Below are 23,874 nucleotides of genomic sequence, written 5' to 3'. Positions count from 1 at the left end.
AGGGCGCAGCACTGGCTTGCCCTGCATCTGCTAGCCTTTACAGCCTTGTTTATCCGAAAATTCAACCAAAATCAAAAACTCTAAACAGCTTCAATATTAAATAAAAGAAAAAGCAAAATGTTATGATGCATTAAGATTACATTTTAAAGAAGTGTTATAGCACACGAGCTGCACAGGAAAGCAGTTTTTGTATAAAGATTTAGTTATGAATCATATATCAAAGTGAAATTCCAAAAGAAAACCTTACTGCCTGAAAACAAATAATTTAGGATAGCTTGTAAAATAAAAATTAAATATAGAACTTTGCACTCCCGAAAAGAACCCTAGTGGGTTTAAGTATAAATTGTTTAAATAAAAAGTAGAATGCCTGGAATTATCGGTAAGAAAATCGGAATGACAAGCCTCTTCACACCTGAAGGGAAGAGCGTGGCCTGTACTTTGATTCAAGCAGGACCATGTGTAGTAACTCAGGTTAAAACACAAGAAACAGATGGCTATACAGCTGTTCAGCTTGGGTACGGAGAGAAGAAGGTTAAAAGAACTAGCAAAGCGCTAGCTGGACACTTTGCCAAAGCAAACACCACCGCTAAGAAAAAATTAGTGGAGTTTAGACTAGATGATGTAGCCTCCTACTCATTAGGTGATGAAGTTAACGTTGCTCTTTTTGAAGAAGGAGAGTTTGTGGATGTTGTGGGTACTTCAAAAGGGAAAGGCTTCCAAGGGGTAGTAAAACGCTATAACTTTGGTGGTGTTGGCGGCCAGACTCACGGTCAGCACAACAGAGCAAGGCACCCTGGTTCAATTGGAGCATGTTCATGGCCATCCAGAGTATTCAAGGGAATGCGTATGGCTGGAAGAATGGGCGGTGACCGTGTTAAAGTTCAGAACTTGCGCGTACTGCGCATTTTGCCAGAGCAAAACGTTTTAGTAGTGAGCGGTTCTATCCCGGGCGCTAAAAATTCATTTATTGTAGTTGAGAAATAAGATGGAGCTATCAGTTTTCAATAGTAAAGGTGAAGATACTGGAAGGAAAGTAGCCCTTCCGGAGTCGGTGTTCGGTATTGAGCCAAATGAGCACGCGATGTATCTGGATGTTAAACAATACTTAGCAAACCAACGCCAGGGAACACATAAATCTAAAGAGCGCAATGAAGTTGCAGGCTCTACTAAAAAGATCAAACGCCAAAAAGGTACCGGTGGCGCTAGAGCAGGTTCTTTAAAGTCACCAGTATTTGTTGGGGGAGGTCGTATTTTTGGGCCAAGACCAAGAAACTACAGCTTCAAGTTAAATAAGAAGTTGAAAGCGTTAGCAAGACTTTCTGCACTTTCTACTTTGGCAAAAGATGAGCGTCTGGTGTTAGTAGATAACATCACCATTGATACCCCTAAAACTAAAAGCTTCGCTAATATTCTTCAAAGCTTAAAGGTTGGAGAAAGAAAGACATTGGTTGTAACCAAAGAAGCGAATACAAATGTGGTTCTGTCTAGCAGAAACCTTCCTAAAGTAAAAGTAGCTACTCCTGGTGCTTTAACAACATATGATTTGTTGAATGCTGATAAGGTAGTTTGTTTAGAGGAATCTCTTTCTGTGTTTGAAGAAATTTACGCGAATAAATAATGAGTATCTTAAAAAGACCATTATTGACTGAAAAGCTTACCGCTTTGAATGAAGTAGGTAAATATGCTTTTGAAGTTGATAGAAAAGCAAATAAGATTGAGATCAAGAAAGCGATCCAATCCAGATACGGAGTTACAGTAGAGAAAATTTCTACTATGAGAACTCAAGGAAAACTTAAGTCCCGCAATACCAAATCTGGCGTTGTAACCGGACGTACAGCATCCTCTAAGAAGGCGATTGTTACTTTGAAAGAAGGGGAAGTAATCGATTTCTATAGCGGTATATAAGCAATAACTAGAATGGCATTAAAGAAACTAAGACCAACAACACCAGGTCAAAGATTTAGAATAGCGCCGGCCTTCACAGAAATTACGAAGAGCGAGCCGGAGAAATCTTTGTTGGCATCCAAGAAAAAATCTGGTGGACGCAACAACGCAGGTAAAATGACCATGCGCTACATTGGTGGCGGTCATAAAAAGAGATTCCGTATCATTGACTTTAAAAGATCTAAATACGGCGTTCCTGCAACTGTAAAGGCGATTGAATACGATCCCAATAGAACAGCACGTATTGCACTGTTGTACTATGCAGATGGTGAGAAAGCCTATATCATTGCACCAGCAGGCTTGGCTGTAGATGCAACCGTGGTGTCAGGACCAGGAGTAGCACCTGAGGTTGGAAACGCTTTACCTCTTTCTGATATTCCTTTAGGTACTATAGTTCATAATATTGAACTGGCACCCGGACAAGGAGCTGTATTAGCAAGAAGTGCTGGCTCTTATGCGCAGCTAGTTGCTCGTGAAGGCCGCTATGCAACCTTAAAATTACCTTCCGGTGAAATGAGAATGGTACTTGTAAACTGTATGGCTACAGTTGGTACTGTATCAAACGCTGACCATATGAACGTGAAGCTTGGAAAAGCAGGACGTAGCAGATGGTTGGGTATTAGACCAAGAGTGAGAGGTGTAGCCATGAACCCTGTAGATCACCCAATGGGAGGTGGTGAAGGTAAGTCATCTGGAGGTCACCCAAGATCACGTAAAGGTCTTTACGCTAAAGGTCAGAAGACTAGGAATAAAAATAAATTTTCTGAGAACCTGATTGTTAATAGAAGGAAAAAATAACTAATGGCAAGATCATTAAAAAAAGGGCCTTATATTGACTACAGGCTCGATAGAAAAGTGCAGACAATGGATGAGTCTGGAAAGAAAGCAGTGATCAAAACATGGTCACGTCGTTCTATGATTTCTCCAGATTTTGTTGGTCATACCTTTGCAGTGCACAATGGGAATAAATTCATTCCAGTGTATGTAACGGAGAACATGGTAGGCCATAAGTTAGGTGAATTTGCACCTACCAGAAACTTCAGAGGCCACATTGCTAAGAAAGATAAAGGTAAAAGATAATGGAAGCGGTTGCTAAATTAAATAATGTACCTAGCTCACCACGTAAGATGAGATTGGTAGCGAACTTGATTCGCGGTAAAAGTGTTACCCGCGCATTAGGTTTATTGAAATTTGAAGCGAATGCCGGCGCTCCTAAATTGGAGAAACTTCTTTTATCTGCTTTATCAAACTGGCAAGCAGCTAATGAAGATGCCCGCATTGAAGATGCTAATCTGTATATTAAAGAGATTAGAGTAGATGAAGGAAAGATGCTGAAGCGTTTGCGGCCTGCTCCTCAGGGGCGTGGTCACAGAATCAGAAAAAGATCTAACCACGTAACCCTTGTGATTGATTCTAAAGTGGAAGCGGAGCCAGTTGAAACATCTACCTCTAACGAAGCCAAATAGTTAAAATGGGACAAAAAGTTAATCCAGTAGGCCTAAGACTAGGTATTGTTAAAGGCTGGGACTCTAATTGGTTCGGAGGGAAGGATTTCGCTGACAAGCTGATTGAAGACGAAAAGATCCGTAAATACATTCTAGCCCGTATCCCAAAAGGAGGTATTTCAAAAATCATTATTGAGAGAACTCTTAAAAGAATCACTATTACTATCAATACTGCCCGCCCAGGTGTGGTGATTGGTAAAGGTGGTCAAGAGGTTGATAAGATAAAAGAAGAGCTAAAGAAGATCACTAGCAAAGATGTTCAGATTAACATATTTGAAATTAAGCGTCCGGAACTGGATGCTAAATTGGTAGGTGAATCAGTAGCTCAGCAATTACAGGCGCGTATCTCTTTTAGGAGAGCTATGAAACAAGCCATTGCTTCTGCGATCAGAGTGGGTGCTGAAGGTATTAAAATCCAGGTTTCAGGCCGTTTAGGTGGGGCTGAGATGGCACGTACTGAGCATTACAAAGAAGGTCGTACTCCTTTACATACCCTAAGAGCTGATATAGACTATGCTTTATCAGAAGCACAAACTGTTTATGGTAAGCTAGGTATCAAAGTGTGGATCTTCAAAGGAGAAGTTTTCGGTAAGCGTGATTTATCTCCTAATGCTGGTCAGCAGAGTGGTGGTTCTTCTTCAGCTCCTCGTAACGAAAGAGGTGAAAGAGGTAACGACCGTGGCGACCGTAGAGACAGCCGCAAGCGTCCAGCTGATGCCAACCAAAAGCGCGGAGGCAAGCGCAAGTAGTTGTTAAACCTTTAGGTATTAATTGAAATGTTACAGCCAAAACGGACTAAATATAGAAAGATGCAAAAAGGCCGCGTTCACGGTCTTGCGCACAGAGGGAGTACTATCTCCTTTGGGTCTTTCGCCATCAAATCATTAGAAGCCTCTTGGATCACCAGCCGTCAGATTGAAGCAGCTCGTATTGCAATGACACGTGCTATGAAACGGGAAGGTCAAGTTTGGATTCGTATTTTCCCTGATAAGCCTATCACAAAAAAGCCTGCAGAGGTTCGTATGGGTAAGGGTAAAGGATCTCCTGAGTACTGGGTAGCCGTAGTGAAACCAGGTACTATTATGTTTGAATCTGACGGAGTGTCGCTAGAAGTAGCTCAAGAGTCTTTACGACTGGCTGCTCAAAAGCTACCAGTTAGAACAAAATTTGTTGTACGTAGAGATTACGTTGAGAAATAGTCATGAAGCAATCAGAAATCAAAGCTCTTTCACTTAATGAAGTGAAAGAGCAACTCAACATAGAGAGAAACAATTTAGTGAACCTAAAGTTCGCCCATGCTATTTCTCCTCTTGAGAATCCTTCCAGAATTAAGCATACAAGAAAAACCATCGCCAGGCTAGAGACGCAGTTGCGGTCTTTAGAGCTCAATGGCTAATATTTGAAACCATGGAGACGAGAAATCTAAGAAAAGAAAAAACTGGACGCGTGGTAAGTAACAAGATGGATAAATCCATCACTGTTATGGTTGAAAGCAAAATGAAACACCCAATCTATGGGAAATTTGTTTCTAAGTCCAAAAAGTTTATGGCTCATGATGAGAATAATGAGTGCGGTATTGGTGATACCGTACGCATTATGGAAACTCGGCCAATGAGCAAGAACAAATGCTGGCGCTTAATTGAAATTGTAGAAAGAGCTAAATAATATGATACAACAAGAATCAAGACTTACTGTTGCTGATAACAGCGGAGCAAAAGAGGTTCTGTGCATCCGGGTATTGGGTGGTACAGGAAAAAAATATGCCTCTGTTGGTGATAAAATTGTTGTTACCGTAAAATCTGCTCTTTCCTCAGGAAACGTAAAAAAGGGAACTGTTCACAAAGCTGTGATCGTTCGCACTAAGAAAGAGGTTCGTCGTAAAGATGGATCATATATTCGTTTTGATGATAATGCTGCGGTGTTATTGAACAACAACGATGAGCCACGTGGTACGCGCATCTTTGGGCCTGTTGCCCGTGAATTACGCGAAAGACAGTTTATGAAAATTGTTTCTTTGGCTCCTGAAGTATTATAAACACGAGAAGAGAAAACAAGATGTCAAAGCATAAACTTCATGTGAAGAAAGGTGACACTGTTAAAGTGATCGCGGGTGATGATAAAGGTAAAACTGGAACAGTGACCTCTGTTTTAACTGATAAGCAGAAGGTGGTTGTAGAAGGACTTAACCTGGTATCTAAGCACCAAAAGCCCAGCGCTAAAAATCCTAGCGGTGGTATCGTTAAATTGGAAGCTCCTATCCATGCCAGTAATGTAATGTTAGTAGAGCCTTCTACTAATGTAGCAACTAGATCAGGTAAGAAGCTTAACAATGATGGTAAGCTACAACGTTATTCCAAAAAAACTGGAAACTTAATCTAAGATGGCGGCTAGACTTAAAGAGAAATATACAAAAGAAATTACGCCTGCATTGAAAGAGAAATTTCAATACAAGAGCATAATGCAAGTTCCCAAAATCACCAAAATCAGCATTAACAGAGGTATTGGTAATGCTGTTGCTGATAAGAAGCTGGTTGATATTGGAGTTGATGAATTAACCATCATTGCAGGTCAGAAGGCGGTACAAACCAAAGCCAAGAACTCTATCTCTAACTTTAAGTTGAGAGAGGGTATGCCCATTGGTGCCCGCGTTACATTGCGCGGAGAGAAGATGTATGAGTTCTTAGATCGTTTGGTGACCATTGCACTTCCACGTGTACGTGACTTCAAAGGTATCAGCGACAAAGGTTTTGATGGACGTGGTAACTATACTCTTGGGGTAAAAGAACAAATCATCTTCCCTGAGATCAGCATTGATAAAATCAAATCAATTGCTGGTATGGACATCACTTTTGTGACTACAGCTACAACAGATGAGGAGAGCCTTGAATTGTTGAAAGCTTTTGGTTTACCGTTCGCTAACTTAAAGAAATAACAAAATGGCTAAAGAATCAGCGAAAGCAAGAGAGCTTAAAAGACAAAAATTGGTTGCTAAATATGCAGCTAAAAGAGCTCAATTAAAAGCTGCTGGCGATTATGAAGCTCTAGATAAATTGCCCAAAGACGCTTCTCCTGTTCGGTTGCACAACAGATGCAAATTAACCGGCAGACCAAGAGGCTATATGAGAAAGTTTGGCATCTCTCGCGTTACATTTAGAGAGATGGCTTCTGCCGGCAAGATTCCTGGGGTAACGAAGGCTAGTTGGTAATTATTACTCCTACCATTATTATAGTTAGGAAAACATTAGTATCTTTGCGGCTCCTTAAAAAGAGCGGAATCTAAAAATATAGTCTAATGCATTCAGATCCGATAGCAGATTATTTAACTAGACTACGGAATGCCATCAAGGCAAATCACCGTGTAGTTGAAATTCCGGCTAGCAAAATAAAAAAGGAATTAACCAAGGTTCTCTACGAGAAAGGTTATATCCAAAGTTACAAGTTCGATGATAGCTCAGTTCAAGGCACCATTAAAATAGCTTTGAAGTATGATCCAGCTACAAAGCAGTCTGCTATCGTGAAACTTGAAAGAGTTAGTAAGCCGGGACTCCGTAAGTACGTGCATTTTGATGAGATGCCACGTGTATTGAATGGCTATGGTGTAGCCATCTTAAGCACCTCAAAGGGTGTTATCACTGACAAAGAGGCCAAAGGTCTTAATGTAGGTGGTGAAGTGTTATGTTACGTGTATTAATTTAAGTAGAAATGTCACGGATAGGAAAACTGCCCATCACTCTCCCACAAGGTGTTGAGGTGACGGTAAACCAGGAGAACTTGGTAACAGTGAAAGGTCCTAAAGGAACACTTTCTTCTCAAGTTGATACTGACATACAAGTTGCAATAGAGGATGGAGTATTAACTGTTTCTCGCCCAACAGAACAAAAAAGACATAAAGCCCTTCATGGTCTTTACCGTGCAATTATCAACAACATGGTGGTTGGAGTTAGCACTGGTTATAAGTTGTCTTTGGAGCTGGTAGGTGTGGGTTATAAGGCTACAACTCAAGGACAGAACCTTGAGCTTGCTTTAGGGTACTCTCACAATATCTATGTAGCTCTTCCTGAAGAAATTTCTGCCACTGCGGTGACAGAAAAAGGTAAAGCTCCTGTTATTACCTTAGAAGGTATAGATAAGCAGTTGATAGGACAAGTTGCTGCTAAAATCCGCTCATTACGTAAAGTTGAGCCTTATAAAGGCAAAGGTATTCGTTTCGTGGGTGAGGTTGTTAGAAGAAAAGCTGGTAAAACTGCTTCTAAATAAGTAAGAAAATGGCATTCGATAAAGCAAAAAGAAGACTGAGAATCCGTCGTAGCATCCGTAACAAGGTGTCGGGAACAGCTCAGCGTCCACGTCTGTCTGTCTTCAGAAGCAATAAATTTATTTATGCTCAGCTGATTGATGATGTGCAAGGTATAACATTAGCAAGTTCTTCATCTGCTGCTATTGAAGGAGCAACAGCTTCAAATAAAAGCGAGTCTTCTACTTCAGTAGGTCGTGATATTGCAGCTAAAGCTTTGGAAAAAGGTATCACCGAAGTAGTTTTTGACAGAGGTGGATACTTATACCATGGCAGAGTTAAATCATTAGCAGAAGGGGCTCGTGAAGCGGGTCTTAAATTCTAAGAACATGTCTAAATTAAATATCAAAAACGTTAAGGCGAGCGACATAGAGCTGAAAGAGCGTGTGGTAGCCATTAACCGTGTAGCCAAAGTGGTAAAAGGTGGTAGAAGATTCAGCTTTTCTGCCATTGTGGTTGTAGGTGATGGTAATGGCGTTGTGGGGTACGGCTTAGGAAAAGCAAACGAAGTGACAGATGCTATTGCAAAGGGTATTGATGATGCTAAGAAAAACTTAGTACGTGTTCCTTTGTTCAAGCACACTGTGCCTCACCAGATGGAGGGTAAATTCTCCGGTGGTTTTGTATTGATCAAGCCAGCTGCTGCCGGTACCGGTGTAATTGCTGGTGGTGCAATGCGTGCAGTTTTTGAAAGTGCTGGAATCAAAGATGTTTTGGCTAAGTCAAAAGGATCATCTAACCCTCACAACGTGGTTAAAGCTACCTTTGATGCTCTTTCTAAAATGCGTGATCCATTGGTGGTTGCTCAGCAGCGTGGAATTAGTCTTCAACGTGTATTCAACGGGTAATTATGGCAAGTGTAGAAATCACTCAGATAAAAAGTATTATTGATCGTCCGGAGAGACAAAAGCTCACAATGAAAGCTTTAGGTCTTGGTAAGATCAATAAAACTGTCACGAAAGAAATGACTCCTCAGATTGCGGGGATGATTAACCGAGTACAACATTTAGTATCGATTAAGGAGGTCTAAAATGAACTTAAGTAATTTAAAGCCTGCTGAAGGTTCAACTAAGAACCGGAAGAGAATTGGTCGTGGTACCGGTTCTGGTAGAGGAGGAACCTCCACCCGTGGTCATAAAGGAGCTAAATCACGCTCAGGATATTCATCTAAAGCTGGTTTTGAAGGTGGTCAGATGCCATTAGTACGCCGTGTACCTAAATTCGGTTTTAAAAATATTAACCGGGTTGAATACACTGCAGTAAACCTTGATGTTCTTCAGAGCCTGGCATCTAAATCTGGTGCTTCTGTTATTGACTTTGCTGTTTTACGTGAGAACGGATTGGCTTCAAAGAATGATAACATCAAAGTTTTAGGAAGAGGCGAATTAACAACTGCTATTGAGGTTCACGCGCATGCGTTTTCACAAACTGCAGTTGAAGCAATTGAAAAAGCAGGCGGCAAGGTTGTGACTCTGTAACAGATGAAGAAGCTGATTACTACGATTAAGAATATTTTTGCGATTGAAGATTTGCGAGTACGAATCCTAAATACTTTAGGATTCATCGCAATTTTCAGATTAGGTTCCTATGTGGTACTTCCTGGAATTGATCCCAATCAATTGAAAGGTGGTGCCCAGGGGATTTTAGGTTTATTAGATGCCTTTTTAGGTGGAGCATTTAGCAATGCTTCCATTTTTGCATTGGGTATCATGCCTTATATTTCTGCTTCCATCGTTTTACAGCTTCTAACCATTGCAGTTCCTTATTTTCAGAAATTGCAGAAGGAGGGTGAGTCTGGTCGTAAGAAAATCAACCAATACACAAGGGTATTGACTATTGCTATTACTCTTGCTCAATCAGTTGGTTTTCTGGCAACCATCAATGCAGATGCAATAGATCCGTCTGTTGCTGGTCCTCTCTTCACTATTTCTTCCATGATCATCTTAACGGCAGGCACTATGTTCTGTATGTGGTTAGGGGAGAAGATTACAGATAAAGGTATTGGAAATGGTATCTCCATGTTAATCATGATAGGTATTGTTTCTAGGCTCCCTGGCGCATTAGTGGGTGAAGCCCTCGCATTAGGTTTAGGACGAGCACTTATCTTTATTATTGAGTTGCTAGTTCTTTTCTTCGTAGTCATGGGTGTAGTAATGCTAACCCAGGCTATCAGAAGAATTCCAGTGCAATATGCAAAACAAGTAGGTGGGAGCGCTTCTCTACAGGCTGGTCAGAGACAGTTTATCCCTTTGAAAGTTAATGCTGCTGGTGTAATGCCTATTATCTTTGCTCAATCTTTAATGTTCCTTCCGGGCATGATTGCCTCATTCTGGAGAAATGAAAGTGATTTGGCAAATGAAATAGGTAATGTCTTTTCAGATTATACCTCTTGGCAGTATAACCTCTCTTTTGCAGTTTTAATTATTGTTTTCACCTTCTTTTATACTGCTATCAGTGTTAATCCTAATCAGATAGCAGATGATTTGAAAAGAGGTGGGGGCTTTGTTCCGGGAGTTAAACCCGGGTTGGCTACTTCTGAATACATTGATGAAGTTCTTACTCGTATTACGTTCCCAGGTGCATTATTCTTAGCTATTATTGCTATTCTTCCTTCTATTGCTATGCTGTTCGGGATTACCCGAGAATTTGCTGCATTCTTTGGTGGTACCTCACTTATCATCTTGGTTGGAGTTGTTCTTGATACTTTGAATCAGATCGAAAGTTACCTGTTAATGCGTCATTATGACGGCATGATGAAATCTGGCCAACTGAGAGGTAGATCAAAGAACATACCGGTAGCTTCTTAAGGAATGATAATATATAAGACCGAAGAAGAAATCGAGCTTATTAAACAAAGTGCTAACATCCTCAGCAAGGTGCATGGTGAAATTGCCAAGCATGTTGTTGAGGGTGTTACAACCTTGAAGTTAGATGCCGTTGCCGAAGAGTTCATAAGAGACAATGGAGGCTCTCCTTCCTTCAAAGGTTACAATGGGTTTAAGCATAGTCTTTGTATTAGCTTAAATTCTGCAGTAGTACATGGTATCCCTGGTAATTATTCTCTGCAATCTGGAGATGTAGTATCTATAGATTGCGGAGTTTTTTTTCAAGGCTTCCATAGTGACAGCGCTTACACCCATGCTGTAGGGGAAGTAAGTCCTGAAGTAAGAGATTTGCTCCTTCATACCAAGGAGTCTTTATATAAAGGTATAGAATGGGCAGTTGCCGGAGCCAGAATTGGTGACATAGGGTATGCTGTTCAATCTCATGTGGAACAATTTGGCTATGGTGTTGTCCGGGAATTAGTAGGACATGGCTTGGGCCGGAACCTTCATGAGAGCCCTGAGGTTCCTAACTATGGCAAAAGAGGCCAGGGGATGAAGCTTCAGGAAGGCTTAGTACTTGCCATTGAACCTATGGTGAATTTAGGTTCCAGACATGTTGTTCAAGAAGAAGATGGCTGGACCATTAGAACCAGAGATAAAAAACCATCTGCGCATTTTGAACATACAGTGGTGGTGAGAAAAGGCAAAGCAGAGATTTTAACTACTTTTGATTACATAGATAACGCACTGAATTAATACATGGCTAAACAGTCTTCCATCGAACAAGACGGTACCATCATTGAGGCACTATCCAATGCAATGTTCCGGGTTGAATTAGAAAATGGCCATCAAGTTATCGCTCATATTTCTGGGAAAATGCGGATGCACTACATCAAGATTCTTCCTGGAGACAGAGTGAAATTAGAAATGTCTCCTTACGACCTTAGTAAAGGCAGAATAGTTTACCGTTACAAATAAACAGATGAAAGTAAAAGCGTCAGTTAAGAAACGCAGTGAAGACTGCAAAGTGATCAGACGTAAAGGCAAGCTTTACGTGATCAACAAGAAAAATCCACGTTATAAACAAAGACAAGGTTAATTTTTTAAAACATGGCTAGAATAGCAGGAGTTGATATTCCAGATAACAAAAGAGGCGAAATCGCTTTGACGTACATCTACGGCATTGGCCGTAAGTTGTCACAGTCTATTTTGGTGAAGGCTGGGGTGGATCTTGACAAGAAAGTAAAGGATTGGACGGAGGAAGAAGCCGGAGAAATTCGTAATGTAATTGCTTCTGAGCACAAAGTAGAAGGTGTTCTTCGTTCTGAGGTTCAGCTACACATCAAGCGTCTGATGGACATTGGTAGCTACCGCGGTTTACGTCACAGAAAAGGTTTACCAGTTAGAGGTCAGAGAACCAAAAATAACTCTAGAACCAGAAAAGGTAAGCGTAAGACTGTTGCAAACAAGAAGAAGGCATCTAAATAATTAAACGACAATGGCTCAGAAAAGAAAAGATAAAGCCAAGAAGCGCGTGGTTGTGGTGGAGCCTGTTGGTCAGGTACACATCAAAGCTTCTTTTAACAATATTATTATCTCTGTTACCAACATCAACGGCCAAGTTATCTCTTGGGCTTCTGCTGGTAAAATGGGTTTTAAAGGGTCTAAGAAAAATACTCCTTATGCAGCTCAGATGGCTGCCGCAGACTGCGGTAAAGTAGCTTATGAGGCTGGCTTGAGAAAGGCTGAAGTGTTTGTAAAAGGCCCAGGAGCTGGACGTGAGTCAGCTATCCGGACTATGCAAAATGTTGGAATTGAAATTACCTCTATCAAGGATGTAACGCCACTTCCACACAACGGTTGCCGCCCTCCAAAGCGCAGAAGAGTTTAAGGATCTTATTTAGTATTAGAAATGGCAAGATATACAGGCCCTAAGAGTAAAATCTCTAGAAGATACAATGAACCAATTTTTGGACCAAGCAAAGCGCTAGCTAAGAAAGCGTATGGTCCTGGCCAACATGGCCGTGGTCGTAGAAAAAAGCAATCTGAATATGCAATCCAGTTAATGGAAAAGCAGAAGGCTAAATACATCTATGGTGTATTAGAGCGTCAGTTCGCTAATTTGTTTGACAAAGCTGCCCGTAAAACAGGTATCACTGGTGAGAACTTACTGGCTTTATTGGAAGCAAGACTAGACAACACGGTGTATCGTTTAGGTATTGCTCCTACCAGACGTGCCGCCCGTCAATTAGTAAATCACAATCACATTCAAGTAAATGGTGGCGTTGTGAATATCGCCTCCTATACCCTTCGCCCTGGCGATGTGGTGAGTGTGCGTGAGAAATCTAAATCATTAGAAGCTATTACTACCAGTTTAGCTGGTCGTAATGCTCGTCAATTCACTTGGTTGGAGTGGGATGGTAGCCAAATGGCTGGTAAATTCATCTCGAATCCACAGCGTGATCAGATCCCTGAGAAAATTCAGGAGCAGCTGATTGTCGAGCTTTACTCTAAGTAATAAGTTCTAAGTAAGTGTCAACCTTAAACCAGCAATCATGTCAATATTAGCCTTTCAAATGCCAGAGAAAGTCGTGATGGAGAAATCCGATGACTTTAATGGGCAGTTTGAATTTAAGCCGCTAGAAAAGGGCTATGGTGTTACCATTGGGAATGCGTTGAGAAGAATCCTTCTCTCCTCATTGGAGGGCTATGCCATCTCCAGCATCCGTATTCCTAGTGTGCTCCATGAGTTCTCTACCATTGAAGGTGTGGTTGAAGATGTCTCTGAAATTATCCTGAACCTGAAAATGGTTCGGTTCAAGAAAATTGGTGACTTGGTTGATGATAAAATCACCGTTAGCATCAGCAAGCAAGATACCTTCACTGCCGGTGACATCAATAAATTCTCTGGTTCATTTCAAGTATTGAACCCTGATCTGGTGATTTGTCACTTAGATCCAGAGGCTTCTTTTGAAATTGAATTGACTATTCAGAAAGGCCGTGGTTACGTGCCGGCTGAAGAGAATAAACCAGCAGATCAGGTTTTTGGTCAGATCGCTATTGATGCTATCTTCACTCCAGTTAAAAATGTGAAGTTCAGTGTTGAGAATACCCGCGTTGAGCAGAAAACTGACTACGAGCGTCTTTTGCTTGAGATTTCTACAGATGGTTCTATCCATCCTGAAGATGCTTTGAAAGGTGCTGCCAATATCTTGATTCAGCATTTTATGCTTTTCTCTGATAACACCATGACTTTTGAGACCGTGAAGCCTGAAGAGGAAGAAGCTGTTGATGAGGAAATGCTGCACATGAGAAAAGTTCTGAAGACTCCTTTGCATGACATGGATCTTTCAGTTCGGGCATACAACTGCTTAAAAGCAGCTGATATCAGAACGTTAGGAGATCTGGTGCAATTAGATCTTTCTGACATGATGAAATTCCGTAACTTTGGTAAGAAATCTTTGACTGAGTTAGAGAACCTGGTTTCTGAGAAAGGCCTTAGCTTCGGGATGGACATCTCCAAGTACAAGTTAGAAGAAGATTAGTAATCTACGGCATAATTCCCGATCCCGACAGGTTGATCGACGGTATGCACGTGCACAATTAAAATAATGAGACACGGTAAAAAAATTAACCACTTAGGAAGAACTGCCGCCCACCGTGCTGCTTTGCTTTCTAACATGGCTTCATCCCTGATTCTTCACAAGCGTTTAGCAACTACTGTTGCCAAAGCGAAGGCCCTCCGTAAATACGTAGAGCCGTTGTTGACAAAATCTAAAAGCGATACTACACACTCTCGTCGTACTGTTTTTGCTTACCTGCAAAACAAAGAGTCTGTAAAAGAGCTTTTTGATGGGGTAGCCTCTAAAATTGCTAATCGTCCCGGCGGATACACCCGTATCCTTAAAACTGGAACTCGTCTTGGTGATAACGCAGAAATGTGTATCATTGAGCTGGTAGATTACAACGAAGACATGCTCACTACCACCGGTACAGCCGCCGCTGGTAAAGCAAAAACCAGACGTCGTTCTTCAGGTAAGAAAAGCACCGCTGCTGACACTGCGTCAGACGCTGCTGCTACTGCAGCCACAGAAGAAACTCCTGCTGCTTCTGCTGATTCAACTGAAACTAAATCAGAAGAATAACAAAAATGCAGTAATAATTGAAAAGGGATACGATATTAATCGTATCCCTTTTTTATTTTTGCCACATACTTATTTCGAATGAAGATTCACACGACAACTGATGCAGTATTGGTGCTGGAAGACGGCACTGTGTTCCATGGCAAAAGCCTGGGGAAAATAGGAACCACCGGCGGTGAGGTCTGTTTCAATACAGGAATGACCGGTTATCAGGAAATCTTTACTGATCCTTCCTATTATGGTCAGATTGTGATTACCACGGTTTCACATGTAGGCAATTATGGGGTACAACCTGAAGAGGTTGAATCTGGCCAAATTCAGATCAAAGGGTTGGTGTGTAAAGAGTTCTCGCAACATTTCTCCCGCAAAACCGCAGAAGGCTCTTTGCAAGAGTACTTTGAAAAAGCCGGCATTGTGGGCATTTGTGAAATTGATACCAGAGAACTGGTACGTCACGTACGGGACAAGGGAGCTATGAATGCCATTATCTCCTCTGAAACCACAGATGTTGAGACTTTAACGTCACAGTTGGCTGCTGTTCCATCTATGCATGGGTTAGAACTCTCCTCAAAAGTGACTACGCCGCAACAATATGACCTTCATGTCAATGACACCAGGTTTAAAGTGGCGGTGCTTGATCTTGGGGTGAAACGCAATATCTTGAATAACTTAACCAGCCGTGGGTGCGAGTGCCGGGTTTTCCCTTATGGGACCACCTTTGAGGAAATGGAACAGTGGGGGCCAGACGGCTACTTTATCTCCAACGGCCCTGGTGACCCCGCAGTGACCACAGAAGCCGTTAAGAGTGTTGAGAAGATCCTGGCCGAAGAAAAACCAATGTTCGGGATCTGCATGGGGCATCAAATCTTAGCCCAGGCCAACGGTATTCCTACCTACAAGATGCACAACGGGCACCGGGGGTTAAACCATCCGGTTAAGAACCTGATCACAGGCAGAAGCGAAATTACGTCCCAGAACCACGGCTTTGCTGTTGACCCGGAGGCGGTGAAGAACAACCCCAATGTGGAGGTAACCCACATCAACCTCAATGATAACACGGTAGAGGGAATCCGGATCAAAAACAAACCCGCTTTCTCTGTGCAGTACCACCCAGAGTCTTCTCCCGGGCCGCATGATTCAGAATACCTGTTTGATCTGTTTGTTGAGATGCTGGAGAAGGAGAAAAATAAGTAATACCAAACTTGAAATTATATGAGCTTAATTGAAGACATCAAAGCCCGTCAGATTTTTGACTCCCGCGGTAACCCAACCGTAGAGGTAGACGTGATCACGCAAAATGGTATTGTTGGCCGTGCAGCCGTTCCTTCTGGGGCGTCTACCGGTAAGCATGAGGCCGTAGAGCTGCGTGATGATGACAAGAGCAAATACATGGGCAAAGGTGTACTGCAAGCGGTACAGAATGTGAACACCCTCATTGCTGATGAGTTGGTAGGCTTTAACGTGTTTGACCAAAGCCTGCTTGACAAAATCATGATTGAGATTGACGGTACGCCTAACAAAGCCAAATTGGGGGCCAATGCCATCTTAGGTGTTTCGTTAGCCGCCGCCAAAGCTGCCGCCAAAGAAGCCGGTCAGTCACTGTACCGTTACGTGGGTGGGGTGAACGCCAATACCCTGCCGGTACCTATGATGAACATCTTGAACGGCGGTAGCCACGCAGACAACTCTATTGACTTTCAGGAGTTCATGGTTATGCCAGTGGGCGCCCCTTCTTTCTCTGAGGCGCTCCGGTGGGGATCTGAGGTGTTCCACCACCTGAAAAACGTGCTGAAGAAGAAAGGCATGTCTACCAACGTGGGCGATGAAGGTGGTTTTGCCCCTAACATAGGCTCTAACCAGGAAGCCATTGAGGTAGTCTTGCAAGCCATTGAGGCTGCAGGTTACAGACCAGGTGAGGACTTCATGATAGCCATGGATGCGGCCGCTTCTGAGTTCTATGATGCCTCCACCGGGCATTACCACTTCAAAAAGTCTACCGGTGATAAACTCACCTCTTCTGAGATGGTAGGCTTCTGGACCGAGTGGGCAAACAAATACCCTATCATCTCTATTGAAGACGGTATGGACGAAGACGACTGGTCAGGCTGGAAAGCATTGACTGATTCCATCGGGAACAAGACCCAGCTGGTAGGTGATGACTTGTTCGTGACCAACGTAACCCGTCTGCAGCAAGGTATAGACCAGCAGGTGGCCAATGCCATCCTGATCAAAGTAAACCAGATTGGTACGTTAACCGAAACCATTGATGCGATCAACCTGGGCCGCAGAAACGGCTATAAGAGCATTATGAGCCACCGTTCTGGAGAGACCGAAGACAACACCATTGCTGACTTGGCGGTAGCGTTGAACACCGGTCAAATCAAAACAGGTTCGGCTTCCCGTTCAGACCGGATGGCCAAGTACAACCAGCTGATCCGGATTGAGGAGGAACTGGGTGAGGTTGCCTATTTCCCGGGCAGAAAAATGTAATTCCCGTTTTGGGGCTGTTTTTCAGAAAACAGCCCCAAAACACAATTTCCTGAAGAACTGCCCGCCACGGCTGGACTTGCTTCCGGATTCTTTGTACCTTCATGGCGGCAAGAGATTTCTTGCCGCCATTTTTATTTTTGCGCTATGTTGGCACGTGTTCCCAAATTCTTCCGGAGCTTTTACTTTTTCACACTGTTGGGTTTTCTGGTCTGGATGCTTTTTTTTGACTCCAATGACTTCATTACCCAGTTTCAGACCAGCCAGAAACTGGCGCAGCTGGAAGAGGAGCGGGACTATTACCTGGAGAAAATTGCCGAAGTGGAGAAAGACAGAAAAGAGCTCATGAGCAACCCTGAGCTGCTGGAGAAGTTTGCCCGGGAGAAGTACCTCATGAAAAAGCCCACTGAAGACCTCTACATCATAGTTGAAAAAGACGAAGAGGAACTGCAGGAGCAGCAACAGCAGTAATATACCTATTCCTATACAAGCAGAAAGCGCAGCCACCGGCTGCGCTTTCTGCTTGTATAAGTCTTTCTGTTTTCGGCCTGTTTTCAGAAAAACAGGCCGAAAACGCATTACTCAATCTTCTTGCCGGTCATGGCTTTCTTGATGGAAATTTGCATCACGCGCTCCGCAAACGGACTGGTCTGCTCCTCCAGCACATCCACGGCCTTTAGAATGGTGTCTTTATCTCCTGAAGGAAGTACATCTTTCAAGTGCTGCACGTTCTGGCGGGTGAGGGCAATTTCCTCTGGGGTCAAATGTTCACCGTTTTTCTCCAGGAAGCGCTCCACCTGGTAAATCATCTGCTCAGCCGTGGTGCGGGCTTCAATGACCATGCGGGTAGAAACATCTTCGCGGGCGTGGGTGATAGAATCCATCAGCATCTGCTCCACCTGTTCATCGGTGAGGCCGTACTGCGGTTTCACCTCCACCTCTTGGCGCACGCCGGAACGCAGTTCAAGGGCCTCTACTTTCAGGATACCGTCGGCGTTTAGGATGAAGTTCACATCCACCTTGGGGAAACCGGCGGGCATGGCCGGAATGCCTTTCAGGTCGAACTCGGCCAGTTTGCGGTTCTCTTTCACCAGATCCCGCTCGCCTTGATAGACCGAGATCTTCATGTTCACCTGCCCGTCTACCGACGTGGTATATTGGCGGCCTGCCTTGGTGGGGATTTTGGAGTTGCGTGGAATGATGGAGTCCATCAAGCCGCCCATGGTCTCAATGCCCAACGTGAGCGGCGTCACGTCCAGCAGCAGAATGTCTTTGCGGTTCCCGGCCAGCACATCGGCCTGAATGGCGGCGCCCAGGGCCACCACCTCATCTGGGTTGAGGGAGTTGTTGGCGGGCTTCCCGAAGAAGTCGCTCACGGTCTGGTACACCAGCGGCACGCGGGTAGAACCGCCCACCATGATCACGGTGTCAATCTGCTCCGGTGCCAGGCCTGCGTCTTGCAGGGCCATGCGGCAGGAGGTCATGGTACGGTCCACAATGGGCGTGATGAGCGTCTCAAACGTGTGCTTGTCCAGTTGCAGCTCAATGCCGTTCAGTTCAGAAGAATAGCTTTGCTGGCTGCTCAGGGTCTTTTTGGCTTCCTCGGCTTTGAGCCGAAGCGCCTGGGAGGTGTTGGCATCCTGGCCGGCTAAGTCAGCAACCAATTTGTTCCCCCGCGTCCAGTGCTCAAGAATGGCCCGGTCCAGGTCGTCGCCGCCCAAAAAGGTGTCGCCGTTGGTAGAAAGTACTTCAAAAATGCCCTGGTGAATCTTCAGGATGGAAATATCAAACGTCCCGCCGCCTAGGTCATACACGGCAATGGTTTTCTCCTCGGTGGGGTCCAGGCCAATGCCGTAGGCCAGCGAGGCCGCGGTAGGCTCGTTCACAATGCGCAGCACCTCCAGCCCCGCCAGTTTGCCGGCGTCACGGGTGGCCTGGCGCTGCGAGTCGTTGAAGTAGGCCGGCACGGTGATCACGGCGCGGTTTACCGGGGTTTTCAAGGCGTGCTCGGCGCGGGCTCTTAGCTCTTTCAGAATCTCGGCAGAGAGTTCAATGGGCGAGTAGAAGCGGTCCTGCACCCGTATCTTCACCAGTCCTTCAGAATTGTCGTCAATGATCTTATACCCGAAGAAATCCTTGTGCTCGCCCAAATCCTGGTACGATTTGCCCAGCAGGCGCTTCACCGAGTAGATGGTGTTGGCCGGGTCAGTGATCAGGTACTCTTTAGCGGCATTGCCCACCAGCACTTCGCCCTCTGGCGAGAAATGCACCACAGACGGCACAATGGTGCCCATGCCCAGGTCATTGATGGCAATGGGGGTTTTGTCTTCTGGGTGCATGTACGCCACCAGGCTGTTAGTAGTGCCCAGGTCAATGCCTACTATCACCTCTTCCTGCTGGATGGAAGCGGTGGTTAAGTTTATTGCTATTTTAGCCATGGTATCAGATTTTTAACAGGCCGCCGTAGCCGCCTAGGCAAAAGTACAAAGAAATAGCCGCTTACCCGTCTACGGTATCTCTTCGGGAACTGGCGGTGCTGTAGGTGAAAGAAATTTCCGCTCTGCGGGAACGGGGAAAGGGTTTTCTGTTTTAAGGCTGTTTTCCCAAAAGCAGCCCTAAAACAGGCGGTTACCTCCTGGTGAAATGCAGAAGGTAGTCTGTGGTGTTCTCATAGAGGTCTGCAGACGTGGTAGAGGTGGCCTGAAAGCCTTCCTGCTCAAGCAGGGAGAGGAAGGGGGCAGGTTCACCATTGATGGCGGGGTGGAACTCCAGAACCAGTTCACCTATGTCAGAAATCTTCTGACTGGCCACCAGCTCGGCAATCACGGGTACTTCTGCGCCTTCAATGTCAAGCTTCAGCACGTCTACCGGCTGGGTGAGATAGGTAGAGAGCTGTACCGTGGGTACTGTCAAGGCCACGGTCTGGGCGCTTGCTGTAAACGTGCCGGCATCTAAGCGCCCCAACTCCTCATGGGCATAGAAAGAAACAGTGCCAGCGGTGGCCGCCAACGCCGCATTCACCAGTTGGACCTGGTGTAGCTTGTTCTGCTGTACAAACAGCTGCAGCAGGTGAAACGCCTGGGGGTCTGGCTCAAACGCGAGAACAGAAGCGGTGGGGTAGGCAGTGATGAAAAAGAGAACCGAGACCCCAATATGGCTTCCGCCGTCTACAATGAATCTTTTTTCCCCGGCGGTTTTGGCCCGGTAGCAGTCTAAGACAAAGATTTCCTCAAACTGGTAAAGCAGGAAAATATAGCTGGTAAAGTAAAGCCGCTTTCCAAACAGCAGGATGCTCTGAGTGCCAGAATGCCGGCTGCCCCGCTTGCCCGCCCAGTGGGCCTGCACCAGCAACCTGGTGTACGCCCACAGGAGCGCCCCTCTGGGACAGGCATGCTGCCTGAAGAGAATGAGCCTGTAAGCCTTGAGGTAGTGGAGGAGCAGTTTCATGTGGTAGATCTGTACCGTAAGCAAGGGGTTTTCTGTTTTAGGGCTGTTTTCCTGAAAACAGCCCTAAAACAGAAGCTATTTTATAATTGCACCCCAAACTTCTCGCCCAAGACTTCCAAATCTTTGACCACCGGCGGCAGCAGCGGGATCCCGTCTTTCAGGCGTTGCTCGGTGAACAGGCGTTCCGGCTCCCCGGGAATGAGCACCTGCTGGCCTTCTTTGGCTTTGGAAGTCTTGAAACGGGTAATCCAGTGGTCCATGTGCTGTTTGAATTCGGCCGCCGGGCGGAAGGCATCTACGCGCATCGCCCCAAAGAAATGGCCAATTCCCGCGCCCACAGGGTCTGCGGGCGGCGCCAGGAAACTCACAAACGGCGGTACCCACGGCCCGTAGTTGGCGCCAGAAAGTACCGCTGAGAAAATGTCAACCACCGCGCCCAACGCGTAGCCTTTGTGGCTGCCCGTGTCGCCGCCCAGCGGGAGCAGTGCGCCGCCGTCTTTCAACTCATTGGGATTGGTAGAGGCACTCCCGTCTGCGGCCTGAATCCAGCCCAGCGGGGCCTCCAGGTTCTTGCGCTGCAGCATCTCCAATTTACCGTTGGCGGCGGTGGTGGTGGCCATGTCGGCTACAAACGGGGGCTGCTCGCCCGCCGGAATTGCCACCGCAATGGGGTTAGTGCCCAGCAGCCGTTCCAGCGAATGGGTAGGGGCCACCAACGGACTCGCATTGGTCATAGACATCCCAATCATATCATGCGCCAGCGCTTTCATGGCGTGGTACCCGGCAATGCCGTAGTGGTTGGAGTTTTTCACGCTCACCCAGCCGCTGCCTGCGTTTTTGGCCTTTTCAATTGCAATCTGCATGGCTTTGGGAGCCACCACCAGGCCAAGGCCGCCGTCGCCGTCTACCGTGGCGGTGCTGGGGGTCTCATGCACAATGCGCACGGTGGGGGTGGCGTTGATGCGGCCCGCCTCCCAGAGGCGCACATACCCCACCAGGCGGGCCACGCCGTGCGAGTCTACGCCACGCAGATCAGCTGAAAGCAGGGTTTCAGTGGCGCTGAGGGCATCTTCTGCCGGGCAGCCCATACTCAGGAAAATCTTATGGGAGAAGTCAAAAAGGCGTTGGTACGAATACATGGGCAGATCAAATTCTAGTGGCCCAAAGGTACGGCAAAGAGATGAAAAGTTTCCCGGGGAAATGTTAGCTTTGGTTGGAATAAGAAGAGCCAGTACCCGCTATCTTTTCCTGCGTTATCAAAAGAAAGAACGCAGGCGTATGGAATAGGTGCGCGGCTGGCATCTTGTTTAGAACATCAACGCAACTGACATGAAGAAATCTTTTTATCTACTCTTAGCGGTTTTCTCTTTTTTGCCTGTTTTTCAGATTTTAGCCCAAAAACAGGAATCTATGGACACCCAGGTGAAACGGGTGACCGTGTTCCTGAACCGGGCCCAGGTCACCAACACCGGCCGCGCCAGCGTTGACGCCGGCGTAACCGAGCTGGTGCTGGAAGGCCTGCCCGTGCAGCTGGATGAACGCAGTGTGCAGGTAAACCCCACCGGCAACGTCACGCTGCTGTCAGTGCGCTATGAACAGAACTTTCTCCAGAGTGCCGGTAAACCCAAAGAGCTGCAACGCCTGGAAGATTCGCTGCAAAGCTACAACGGCCGCATCAGAACCCTCACTGACCAGCGCGAGGTGCTGCAAAAGGAGGAGGGGCTGCTGCAGGCGAACCAAAGCATTGGCGGCCATGATGCGGGCATCACCGCCGCCCGCCTGAAAGAGGTGGCAGAGTACTACCGCACCCGTCTCCTCGCCATCCGGAGGGAGATCCAGACCGTAGACCTGCAGCTGGCTATCCTGCGCGACCGGCAGAACCAGTTCAACAGCCAGGTAAACCAAGCGAGAAGCAACCAGCAGGCCAACAACCGTGTAATTGTGGCGGTGCAGGCCACTGGCCGGGCACAGGTGGGGCTGGAAGTAACCTACCTGGTCATGAACGCCGGTTGGGAGCCCATTTATGACCTCCGCGCCAGCGGAAACCAGGGGCCCGTGCAGCTCCAGTACAAAGCCAACGTGCGCCAGAACACCGGGGTTGACTGGAACAACGTGCAACTCACCCTAGCCACCACCAACCCCGCCGAGGGCGCCCAGAAACCGGAGCTGGACCCGCAGCGGATAGGGTTTGTGCAGCCCAGATCCATAGATGCAAGAGTAATGGGAAGAGCCGCTGGGGTGTCTGTGCTGGAAGATTCTAAACAGCAGTTGAATGAAGTAGTGGTGACGGGTTATGGTGTCAAGAGGAAAGAAGCTGTTGCAGCCCCAGCCATGAGCACGTCAGACTACACAGAAGCCGTGGCCACTACCTTGGCGGCCGAGTTTAAGATTGGGATCCCGTTCAGCGTGCCGTCAGACGCGAAGCCGCACACGGTAGACATTCAGCAGCACAGCCTCACCACCACGTACGCCCACACCGCCGTGCCTAAGTTAGACCCCACCGCGTTTCTTGTTGCCCACCTCACTAATTGGGAGAATCTGAAACTGCTGCCCGGTGAGGCCAACGTGTTTCTGGCCGGTACCTTTACCGGTAAGTCTTACCTGAACCCGGAGCAGACCCGTGACACGCTTACGTTATCTTTGGGCCGTGACCAGAACGTGGTGGTGCAGCGCGAGCGCATGAAAGATTACCAGAAACGGTCTACCCTGGGCAGCAATATCAAAGAGCAGGTAGGCTATGAAATCAGTTTGCGCAACACCAAGGCACAGCCGGTGACCATCACCGTAGAAGACCAGATTCCGCTCAGCACTACCTCTGAGATTGAGGTGGAAGACATAGAGACCAACGGCGGCACCCTGAACAAGGAAACCGGGAAAGTGACTTGGCAACTTATGCTCAAGCCTAATGAAACCGTAAAACGCACCCTGCGCTACGTAGTCAAGTACCCCAAAAACCGGCAGCTGAGCGGTTTGTAAGCAGAAAAGCGTTTTCGGGCTGCTTTCAGAAAAACAGCCCGAAAACGAAAAAAATCCGTATTTGCTCATCTATGCGGAAGAAGACGGGCAGCGGTGGCTATTGGCACAGACGCTCGCAGGTCCTCTGGACGCTACGAGGTCTTTTGTGCCGGCGCTTTATGTTCTGGTTCTAGAGATAGTAACTATGGCGTAGAAGTTACTTGCGTGCCTTTTATCTGCTTCACTAGCGTTGTACAAATTGAAGAGGATTTGCC

The 23,874-nt window shown here is 46.1% G+C and carries 36 protein-coding genes; 33 read left to right on the top strand and 3 right to left on the bottom strand.

Going from position 1 to position 23,874, the window contains the following annotated elements:
• The first annotated feature begins 363 nt into the window (after nucleotides 1–363).
• The 32 genes from rplC (at nucleotide 364) to FHS90_RS20295 (ending at nucleotide 17,668) form a co-directional block, all read left to right on the top strand.
• Nucleotides 364–984, top strand: a complete 621-nt coding sequence (gene rplC / locus FHS90_RS20450; RefSeq protein WP_066832339.1) for a 50S ribosomal protein L3 — start codon at nucleotides 364–366, stop codon at nucleotides 982–984.
• Between the two features lies 1 nt (nucleotide 985).
• The gene (gene rplD / locus FHS90_RS20445) at nucleotides 986–1,618 is read left to right on the top strand and encodes a 50S ribosomal protein L4 (RefSeq protein ID WP_066832341.1); all 633 of its coding nucleotides are present in this window, start codon (nucleotides 986–988) and stop codon (nucleotides 1,616–1,618) included.
• Complete coding sequence (gene rplW / locus FHS90_RS20440; protein WP_048919301.1) at nucleotides 1,618–1,905, top strand: 50S ribosomal protein L23; 288 nt, start codon at nucleotides 1,618–1,620, stop codon at nucleotides 1,903–1,905. The genes rplD and rplW overlap by 1 nt, the downstream gene beginning before the upstream one ends.
• Before the next feature lie 12 nt (nucleotides 1,906–1,917).
• Nucleotides 1,918–2,742, top strand: a complete 825-nt coding sequence (gene rplB / locus FHS90_RS20435; RefSeq protein WP_182514385.1) for a 50S ribosomal protein L2 — start codon at nucleotides 1,918–1,920, stop codon at nucleotides 2,740–2,742.
• Nucleotides 2,743–2,745: 3 nt separating this feature from the next.
• Nucleotides 2,746–3,024 carry a 30S ribosomal protein S19 gene (rpsS, locus tag FHS90_RS20430; protein WP_048919303.1) on the top strand — a complete coding sequence of 93 codons (279 nt, stop codon included), beginning with the start codon at nucleotides 2,746–2,748 and terminating at the stop codon, nucleotides 3,022–3,024.
• Nucleotides 3,024–3,410, top strand: coding sequence for a 50S ribosomal protein L22 (gene rplV / locus FHS90_RS20425; protein ID WP_066832347.1), 387 nt, complete (start codon nucleotides 3,024–3,026; stop codon nucleotides 3,408–3,410). The genes rpsS and rplV overlap by 1 nt, the downstream gene beginning before the upstream one ends.
• Nucleotides 3,411–3,415: 5 nt before the next feature.
• A complete protein-coding gene (rpsC, locus tag FHS90_RS20420; RefSeq protein ID WP_066832349.1) occupies nucleotides 3,416–4,198 on the top strand; it encodes a 30S ribosomal protein S3 in 783 nt (260 codons plus the stop codon).
• A gap of 27 nt (nucleotides 4,199–4,225) precedes the next feature.
• Nucleotides 4,226–4,648: a 50S ribosomal protein L16 gene (gene rplP, locus FHS90_RS20415; protein WP_066617994.1), complete on the top strand. Its 423-nt coding sequence runs from the start codon at nucleotides 4,226–4,228 to the stop codon at nucleotides 4,646–4,648.
• 2 nt (nucleotides 4,649–4,650) lie between these two features.
• A complete protein-coding gene (rpmC, locus tag FHS90_RS20410; protein ID WP_182514384.1) occupies nucleotides 4,651–4,845 on the top strand; it encodes a 50S ribosomal protein L29 in 195 nt (64 codons plus the stop codon).
• A gap of 11 nt (nucleotides 4,846–4,856) precedes the next feature.
• Nucleotides 4,857–5,114, top strand: a complete 258-nt coding sequence (gene rpsQ, locus FHS90_RS20405) for a 30S ribosomal protein S17 (protein ID WP_066832353.1) — start codon at nucleotides 4,857–4,859, stop codon at nucleotides 5,112–5,114.
• A 1-nt stretch (nucleotide 5,115) separates the two neighbouring features.
• Nucleotides 5,116–5,484 carry a 50S ribosomal protein L14 gene (gene rplN / locus FHS90_RS20400; RefSeq protein WP_066832356.1) on the top strand — a complete coding sequence of 123 codons (369 nt, stop codon included), beginning with the start codon at nucleotides 5,116–5,118 and terminating at the stop codon, nucleotides 5,482–5,484.
• A 20-nt stretch (nucleotides 5,485–5,504) separates the two neighbouring features.
• Nucleotides 5,505–5,828 carry a 50S ribosomal protein L24 gene (gene rplX / locus FHS90_RS20395; protein WP_066832360.1) on the top strand — a complete coding sequence of 108 codons (324 nt, stop codon included), beginning with the start codon at nucleotides 5,505–5,507 and terminating at the stop codon, nucleotides 5,826–5,828.
• A gap of 1 nt (nucleotide 5,829) precedes the next feature.
• Nucleotides 5,830–6,381, top strand: a complete 552-nt coding sequence (rplE, locus tag FHS90_RS20390) for a 50S ribosomal protein L5 (protein ID WP_066832362.1) — start codon at nucleotides 5,830–5,832, stop codon at nucleotides 6,379–6,381.
• A gap of 4 nt (nucleotides 6,382–6,385) precedes the next feature.
• The gene (gene rpsN / locus FHS90_RS20385; RefSeq protein WP_048919312.1) at nucleotides 6,386–6,655 is read left to right on the top strand and encodes a 30S ribosomal protein S14; all 270 of its coding nucleotides are present in this window, start codon (nucleotides 6,386–6,388) and stop codon (nucleotides 6,653–6,655) included.
• A gap of 86 nt (nucleotides 6,656–6,741) precedes the next feature.
• Entirely contained in the window at nucleotides 6,742–7,140 is a 399-nt protein-coding gene (gene rpsH / locus FHS90_RS20380) for a 30S ribosomal protein S8 (protein WP_066832366.1), read from the top strand.
• 11 nt (nucleotides 7,141–7,151) lie between these two features.
• Nucleotides 7,152–7,706 (top strand): 50S ribosomal protein L6, encoded by a 555-nt coding sequence (gene rplF / locus FHS90_RS20375; RefSeq protein ID WP_066832369.1) that lies wholly within the window; start codon nucleotides 7,152–7,154, stop codon nucleotides 7,704–7,706.
• Nucleotides 7,707–7,714: 8 nt separating this feature from the next.
• A complete protein-coding gene (gene rplR, locus FHS90_RS20370) occupies nucleotides 7,715–8,068 on the top strand; it encodes a 50S ribosomal protein L18 (protein WP_066832372.1) in 354 nt (117 codons plus the stop codon).
• Between the two features lie 4 nt (nucleotides 8,069–8,072).
• On the top strand, nucleotides 8,073–8,591 hold the full coding sequence (rpsE, locus tag FHS90_RS20365; RefSeq protein WP_066832375.1) for a 30S ribosomal protein S5: 519 nt from the start codon (nucleotides 8,073–8,075) through the stop codon (nucleotides 8,589–8,591).
• A gap of 2 nt (nucleotides 8,592–8,593) precedes the next feature.
• Nucleotides 8,594–8,773: a 50S ribosomal protein L30 gene (gene rpmD / locus FHS90_RS20360; RefSeq protein ID WP_066832378.1), complete on the top strand. Its 180-nt coding sequence runs from the start codon at nucleotides 8,594–8,596 to the stop codon at nucleotides 8,771–8,773.
• A 1-nt stretch (nucleotide 8,774) separates the two neighbouring features.
• The gene (gene rplO / locus FHS90_RS20355) at nucleotides 8,775–9,221 is read left to right on the top strand and encodes a 50S ribosomal protein L15 (protein WP_066832382.1); all 447 of its coding nucleotides are present in this window, start codon (nucleotides 8,775–8,777) and stop codon (nucleotides 9,219–9,221) included.
• Nucleotides 9,222–9,224: 3 nt separating this feature from the next.
• Nucleotides 9,225–10,550, top strand: coding sequence for a preprotein translocase subunit SecY (secY, locus tag FHS90_RS20350; RefSeq protein WP_066832385.1), 1,326 nt, complete (start codon nucleotides 9,225–9,227; stop codon nucleotides 10,548–10,550).
• Between the two features lie 3 nt (nucleotides 10,551–10,553).
• The gene (map, locus tag FHS90_RS20345; RefSeq protein ID WP_182514383.1) at nucleotides 10,554–11,324 is read left to right on the top strand and encodes a type I methionyl aminopeptidase; all 771 of its coding nucleotides are present in this window, start codon (nucleotides 10,554–10,556) and stop codon (nucleotides 11,322–11,324) included.
• Nucleotides 11,325–11,327: 3 nt separating this feature from the next.
• Nucleotides 11,328–11,546: a translation initiation factor IF-1 gene (gene infA, locus FHS90_RS20340; protein WP_048919321.1), complete on the top strand. Its 219-nt coding sequence runs from the start codon at nucleotides 11,328–11,330 to the stop codon at nucleotides 11,544–11,546.
• A 4-nt stretch (nucleotides 11,547–11,550) separates the two neighbouring features.
• Nucleotides 11,551–11,667 (top strand): type B 50S ribosomal protein L36, encoded by a 117-nt coding sequence (ykgO, locus tag FHS90_RS20335; RefSeq protein WP_071885446.1) that lies wholly within the window; start codon nucleotides 11,551–11,553, stop codon nucleotides 11,665–11,667.
• An 11-nt stretch (nucleotides 11,668–11,678) separates the two neighbouring features.
• Entirely contained in the window at nucleotides 11,679–12,056 is a 378-nt protein-coding gene (rpsM, locus tag FHS90_RS20330; RefSeq protein WP_066832391.1) for a 30S ribosomal protein S13, read from the top strand.
• A gap of 10 nt (nucleotides 12,057–12,066) precedes the next feature.
• Nucleotides 12,067–12,459, top strand: coding sequence for a 30S ribosomal protein S11 (rpsK, locus tag FHS90_RS20325; RefSeq protein WP_066832394.1), 393 nt, complete (start codon nucleotides 12,067–12,069; stop codon nucleotides 12,457–12,459).
• Nucleotides 12,460–12,480: 21 nt separating this feature from the next.
• Entirely contained in the window at nucleotides 12,481–13,086 is a 606-nt protein-coding gene (gene rpsD / locus FHS90_RS20320) for a 30S ribosomal protein S4 (RefSeq protein WP_066832397.1), read from the top strand.
• Nucleotides 13,087–13,123: 37 nt separating this feature from the next.
• A complete protein-coding gene (locus tag FHS90_RS20315) occupies nucleotides 13,124–14,113 on the top strand; it encodes a DNA-directed RNA polymerase subunit alpha (protein ID WP_066832403.1) in 990 nt (329 codons plus the stop codon).
• A gap of 66 nt (nucleotides 14,114–14,179) precedes the next feature.
• Nucleotides 14,180–14,713, top strand: coding sequence for a 50S ribosomal protein L17 (gene rplQ, locus FHS90_RS20310; RefSeq protein ID WP_182514382.1), 534 nt, complete (start codon nucleotides 14,180–14,182; stop codon nucleotides 14,711–14,713).
• 78 nt (nucleotides 14,714–14,791) lie between these two features.
• Nucleotides 14,792–15,904 (top strand): glutamine-hydrolyzing carbamoyl-phosphate synthase small subunit, encoded by a 1,113-nt coding sequence (carA, locus tag FHS90_RS20305; protein ID WP_182514381.1) that lies wholly within the window; start codon nucleotides 14,792–14,794, stop codon nucleotides 15,902–15,904.
• Nucleotides 15,905–15,922: 18 nt separating this feature from the next.
• A complete protein-coding gene (eno, locus tag FHS90_RS20300; RefSeq protein ID WP_066832410.1) occupies nucleotides 15,923–17,200 on the top strand; it encodes a phosphopyruvate hydratase in 1,278 nt (425 codons plus the stop codon).
• Nucleotides 17,201–17,344: 144 nt separating this feature from the next.
• Nucleotides 17,345–17,668 carry an FtsB family cell division protein gene (locus FHS90_RS20295; protein WP_182514380.1) on the top strand — a complete coding sequence of 108 codons (324 nt, stop codon included), beginning with the start codon at nucleotides 17,345–17,347 and terminating at the stop codon, nucleotides 17,666–17,668.
• A gap of 107 nt (nucleotides 17,669–17,775) precedes the next feature.
• On the opposite strand, the gene dnaK is transcribed toward FHS90_RS20295, so the two are convergent.
• From dnaK to FHS90_RS20280, 3 genes are all read right to left on the bottom strand, one after another.
• Nucleotides 17,776–19,635 (bottom strand): molecular chaperone DnaK, encoded by a 1,860-nt coding sequence (dnaK, locus tag FHS90_RS20290; RefSeq protein ID WP_182514379.1) that lies wholly within the window; start codon nucleotides 19,633–19,635, stop codon nucleotides 17,776–17,778.
• Nucleotides 19,636–19,825: 190 nt separating this feature from the next.
• Nucleotides 19,826–20,644, bottom strand: a complete 819-nt coding sequence (locus FHS90_RS20285) for an FkbM family methyltransferase (RefSeq protein ID WP_182514378.1) — start codon at nucleotides 20,642–20,644, stop codon at nucleotides 19,826–19,828.
• An 80-nt stretch (nucleotides 20,645–20,724) separates the two neighbouring features.
• Entirely contained in the window at nucleotides 20,725–21,783 is a 1,059-nt protein-coding gene (locus FHS90_RS20280; RefSeq protein ID WP_182514377.1) for an Ldh family oxidoreductase, read from the bottom strand.
• Nucleotides 21,784–22,054: 271 nt separating this feature from the next.
• On the opposite strand from FHS90_RS20280, the gene FHS90_RS20275 reads away from it, so the two are divergent.
• Nucleotides 22,055–23,620, top strand: coding sequence for a DUF4139 domain-containing protein (locus FHS90_RS20275; protein ID WP_182514376.1), 1,566 nt, complete (start codon nucleotides 22,055–22,057; stop codon nucleotides 23,618–23,620).
• Nucleotides 23,621–23,874: the final 254 nt, after the last annotated feature.

Origin of the sequence: Rufibacter ruber (genome assembly GCF_014138425.1) — a bacterium.
Taxonomy (GTDB): domain Bacteria; phylum Bacteroidota; class Bacteroidia; order Cytophagales; family Hymenobacteraceae; genus Nibribacter; species Nibribacter ruber_C.
The sequence above is the reverse complement of the archived record's forward strand: the minus strand, read 5'-3'. Positions and strand labels throughout refer to the sequence as shown.

What these genes read in the sequence shown, in the direction of transcription:
- rplB (WP_182514385.1), top strand. Translation starts at nt 1,918, where the DNA reads ATGGCATTAAAGAAACTAAGACCAACAACACCAGGTCAAAGATTTAGA.
- eno (WP_066832410.1), top strand. Translation starts at nt 15,923, where the DNA reads ATGAGCTTAATTGAAGACATCAAAGCCCGTCAGATTTTTGACTCCCGC.
- rpsH (WP_066832366.1), top strand. Translation starts at nt 6,742, where the DNA reads ATGCATTCAGATCCGATAGCAGATTATTTAACTAGACTACGGAATGCC.
- rpsC (WP_066832349.1), top strand. Translation starts at nt 3,416, where the DNA reads ATGGGACAAAAAGTTAATCCAGTAGGCCTAAGACTAGGTATTGTTAAA.
- rplQ (WP_182514382.1), top strand. Translation starts at nt 14,180, where the DNA reads ATGAGACACGGTAAAAAAATTAACCACTTAGGAAGAACTGCCGCCCAC.
- rpmD (WP_066832378.1), top strand. Translation starts at nt 8,594, where the DNA reads ATGGCAAGTGTAGAAATCACTCAGATAAAAAGTATTATTGATCGTCCG.
- rpsK (WP_066832394.1), top strand. Translation starts at nt 12,067, where the DNA reads ATGGCTCAGAAAAGAAAAGATAAAGCCAAGAAGCGCGTGGTTGTGGTG.
- ykgO (WP_071885446.1), top strand. Translation starts at nt 11,551, where the DNA reads ATGAAAGTAAAAGCGTCAGTTAAGAAACGCAGTGAAGACTGCAAAGTG.
- rpsS (WP_048919303.1), top strand. Translation starts at nt 2,746, where the DNA reads ATGGCAAGATCATTAAAAAAAGGGCCTTATATTGACTACAGGCTCGAT.
- rplV (WP_066832347.1), top strand. Translation starts at nt 3,024, where the DNA reads ATGGAAGCGGTTGCTAAATTAAATAATGTACCTAGCTCACCACGTAAG.
- rpsN (WP_048919312.1), top strand. Translation starts at nt 6,386, where the DNA reads ATGGCTAAAGAATCAGCGAAAGCAAGAGAGCTTAAAAGACAAAAATTG.
- rplP (WP_066617994.1), top strand. Translation starts at nt 4,226, where the DNA reads ATGTTACAGCCAAAACGGACTAAATATAGAAAGATGCAAAAAGGCCGC.
- rplD (WP_066832341.1), top strand. Translation starts at nt 986, where the DNA reads ATGGAGCTATCAGTTTTCAATAGTAAAGGTGAAGATACTGGAAGGAAA.
- dnaK (WP_182514379.1), bottom strand. Translation starts at nt 19,635, where the DNA reads ATGGCTAAAATAGCAATAAACTTAACCACCGCTTCCATCCAGCAGGAA.
- FHS90_RS20285 (WP_182514378.1), bottom strand. Translation starts at nt 20,644, where the DNA reads ATGAAACTGCTCCTCCACTACCTCAAGGCTTACAGGCTCATTCTCTTC.
- carA (WP_182514381.1), top strand. Translation starts at nt 14,792, where the DNA reads ATGAAGATTCACACGACAACTGATGCAGTATTGGTGCTGGAAGACGGC.
- infA (WP_048919321.1), top strand. Translation starts at nt 11,328, where the DNA reads ATGGCTAAACAGTCTTCCATCGAACAAGACGGTACCATCATTGAGGCA.
- rpsQ (WP_066832353.1), top strand. Translation starts at nt 4,857, where the DNA reads ATGGAGACGAGAAATCTAAGAAAAGAAAAAACTGGACGCGTGGTAAGT.
- rpsM (WP_066832391.1), top strand. Translation starts at nt 11,679, where the DNA reads ATGGCTAGAATAGCAGGAGTTGATATTCCAGATAACAAAAGAGGCGAA.
- secY (WP_066832385.1), top strand. Translation starts at nt 9,225, where the DNA reads ATGAAGAAGCTGATTACTACGATTAAGAATATTTTTGCGATTGAAGAT.
- rplO (WP_066832382.1), top strand. Translation starts at nt 8,775, where the DNA reads ATGAACTTAAGTAATTTAAAGCCTGCTGAAGGTTCAACTAAGAACCGG.
- map (WP_182514383.1), top strand. Translation starts at nt 10,554, where the DNA reads ATGATAATATATAAGACCGAAGAAGAAATCGAGCTTATTAAACAAAGT.
- rplR (WP_066832372.1), top strand. Translation starts at nt 7,715, where the DNA reads ATGGCATTCGATAAAGCAAAAAGAAGACTGAGAATCCGTCGTAGCATC.
- rplW (WP_048919301.1), top strand. Translation starts at nt 1,618, where the DNA reads ATGAGTATCTTAAAAAGACCATTATTGACTGAAAAGCTTACCGCTTTG.
- rplC (WP_066832339.1), top strand. Translation starts at nt 364, where the DNA reads ATGCCTGGAATTATCGGTAAGAAAATCGGAATGACAAGCCTCTTCACA.
- FHS90_RS20295 (WP_182514380.1), top strand. Translation starts at nt 17,345, where the DNA reads ATGTTGGCACGTGTTCCCAAATTCTTCCGGAGCTTTTACTTTTTCACA.
- rplE (WP_066832362.1), top strand. Translation starts at nt 5,830, where the DNA reads ATGGCGGCTAGACTTAAAGAGAAATATACAAAAGAAATTACGCCTGCA.
- FHS90_RS20275 (WP_182514376.1), top strand. Translation starts at nt 22,055, where the DNA reads ATGGACACCCAGGTGAAACGGGTGACCGTGTTCCTGAACCGGGCCCAG.
- rplF (WP_066832369.1), top strand. Translation starts at nt 7,152, where the DNA reads ATGTCACGGATAGGAAAACTGCCCATCACTCTCCCACAAGGTGTTGAG.
- rplX (WP_066832360.1), top strand. Translation starts at nt 5,505, where the DNA reads ATGTCAAAGCATAAACTTCATGTGAAGAAAGGTGACACTGTTAAAGTG.
- rpmC (WP_182514384.1), top strand. Translation starts at nt 4,651, where the DNA reads ATGAAGCAATCAGAAATCAAAGCTCTTTCACTTAATGAAGTGAAAGAG.
- rpsE (WP_066832375.1), top strand. Translation starts at nt 8,073, where the DNA reads ATGTCTAAATTAAATATCAAAAACGTTAAGGCGAGCGACATAGAGCTG.
- rpsD (WP_066832397.1), top strand. Translation starts at nt 12,481, where the DNA reads ATGGCAAGATATACAGGCCCTAAGAGTAAAATCTCTAGAAGATACAAT.
- FHS90_RS20315 (WP_066832403.1), top strand. Translation starts at nt 13,124, where the DNA reads ATGTCAATATTAGCCTTTCAAATGCCAGAGAAAGTCGTGATGGAGAAA.
- rplN (WP_066832356.1), top strand. Translation starts at nt 5,116, where the DNA reads ATGATACAACAAGAATCAAGACTTACTGTTGCTGATAACAGCGGAGCA.
- FHS90_RS20280 (WP_182514377.1), bottom strand. Translation starts at nt 21,783, where the DNA reads ATGTATTCGTACCAACGCCTTTTTGACTTCTCCCATAAGATTTTCCTG.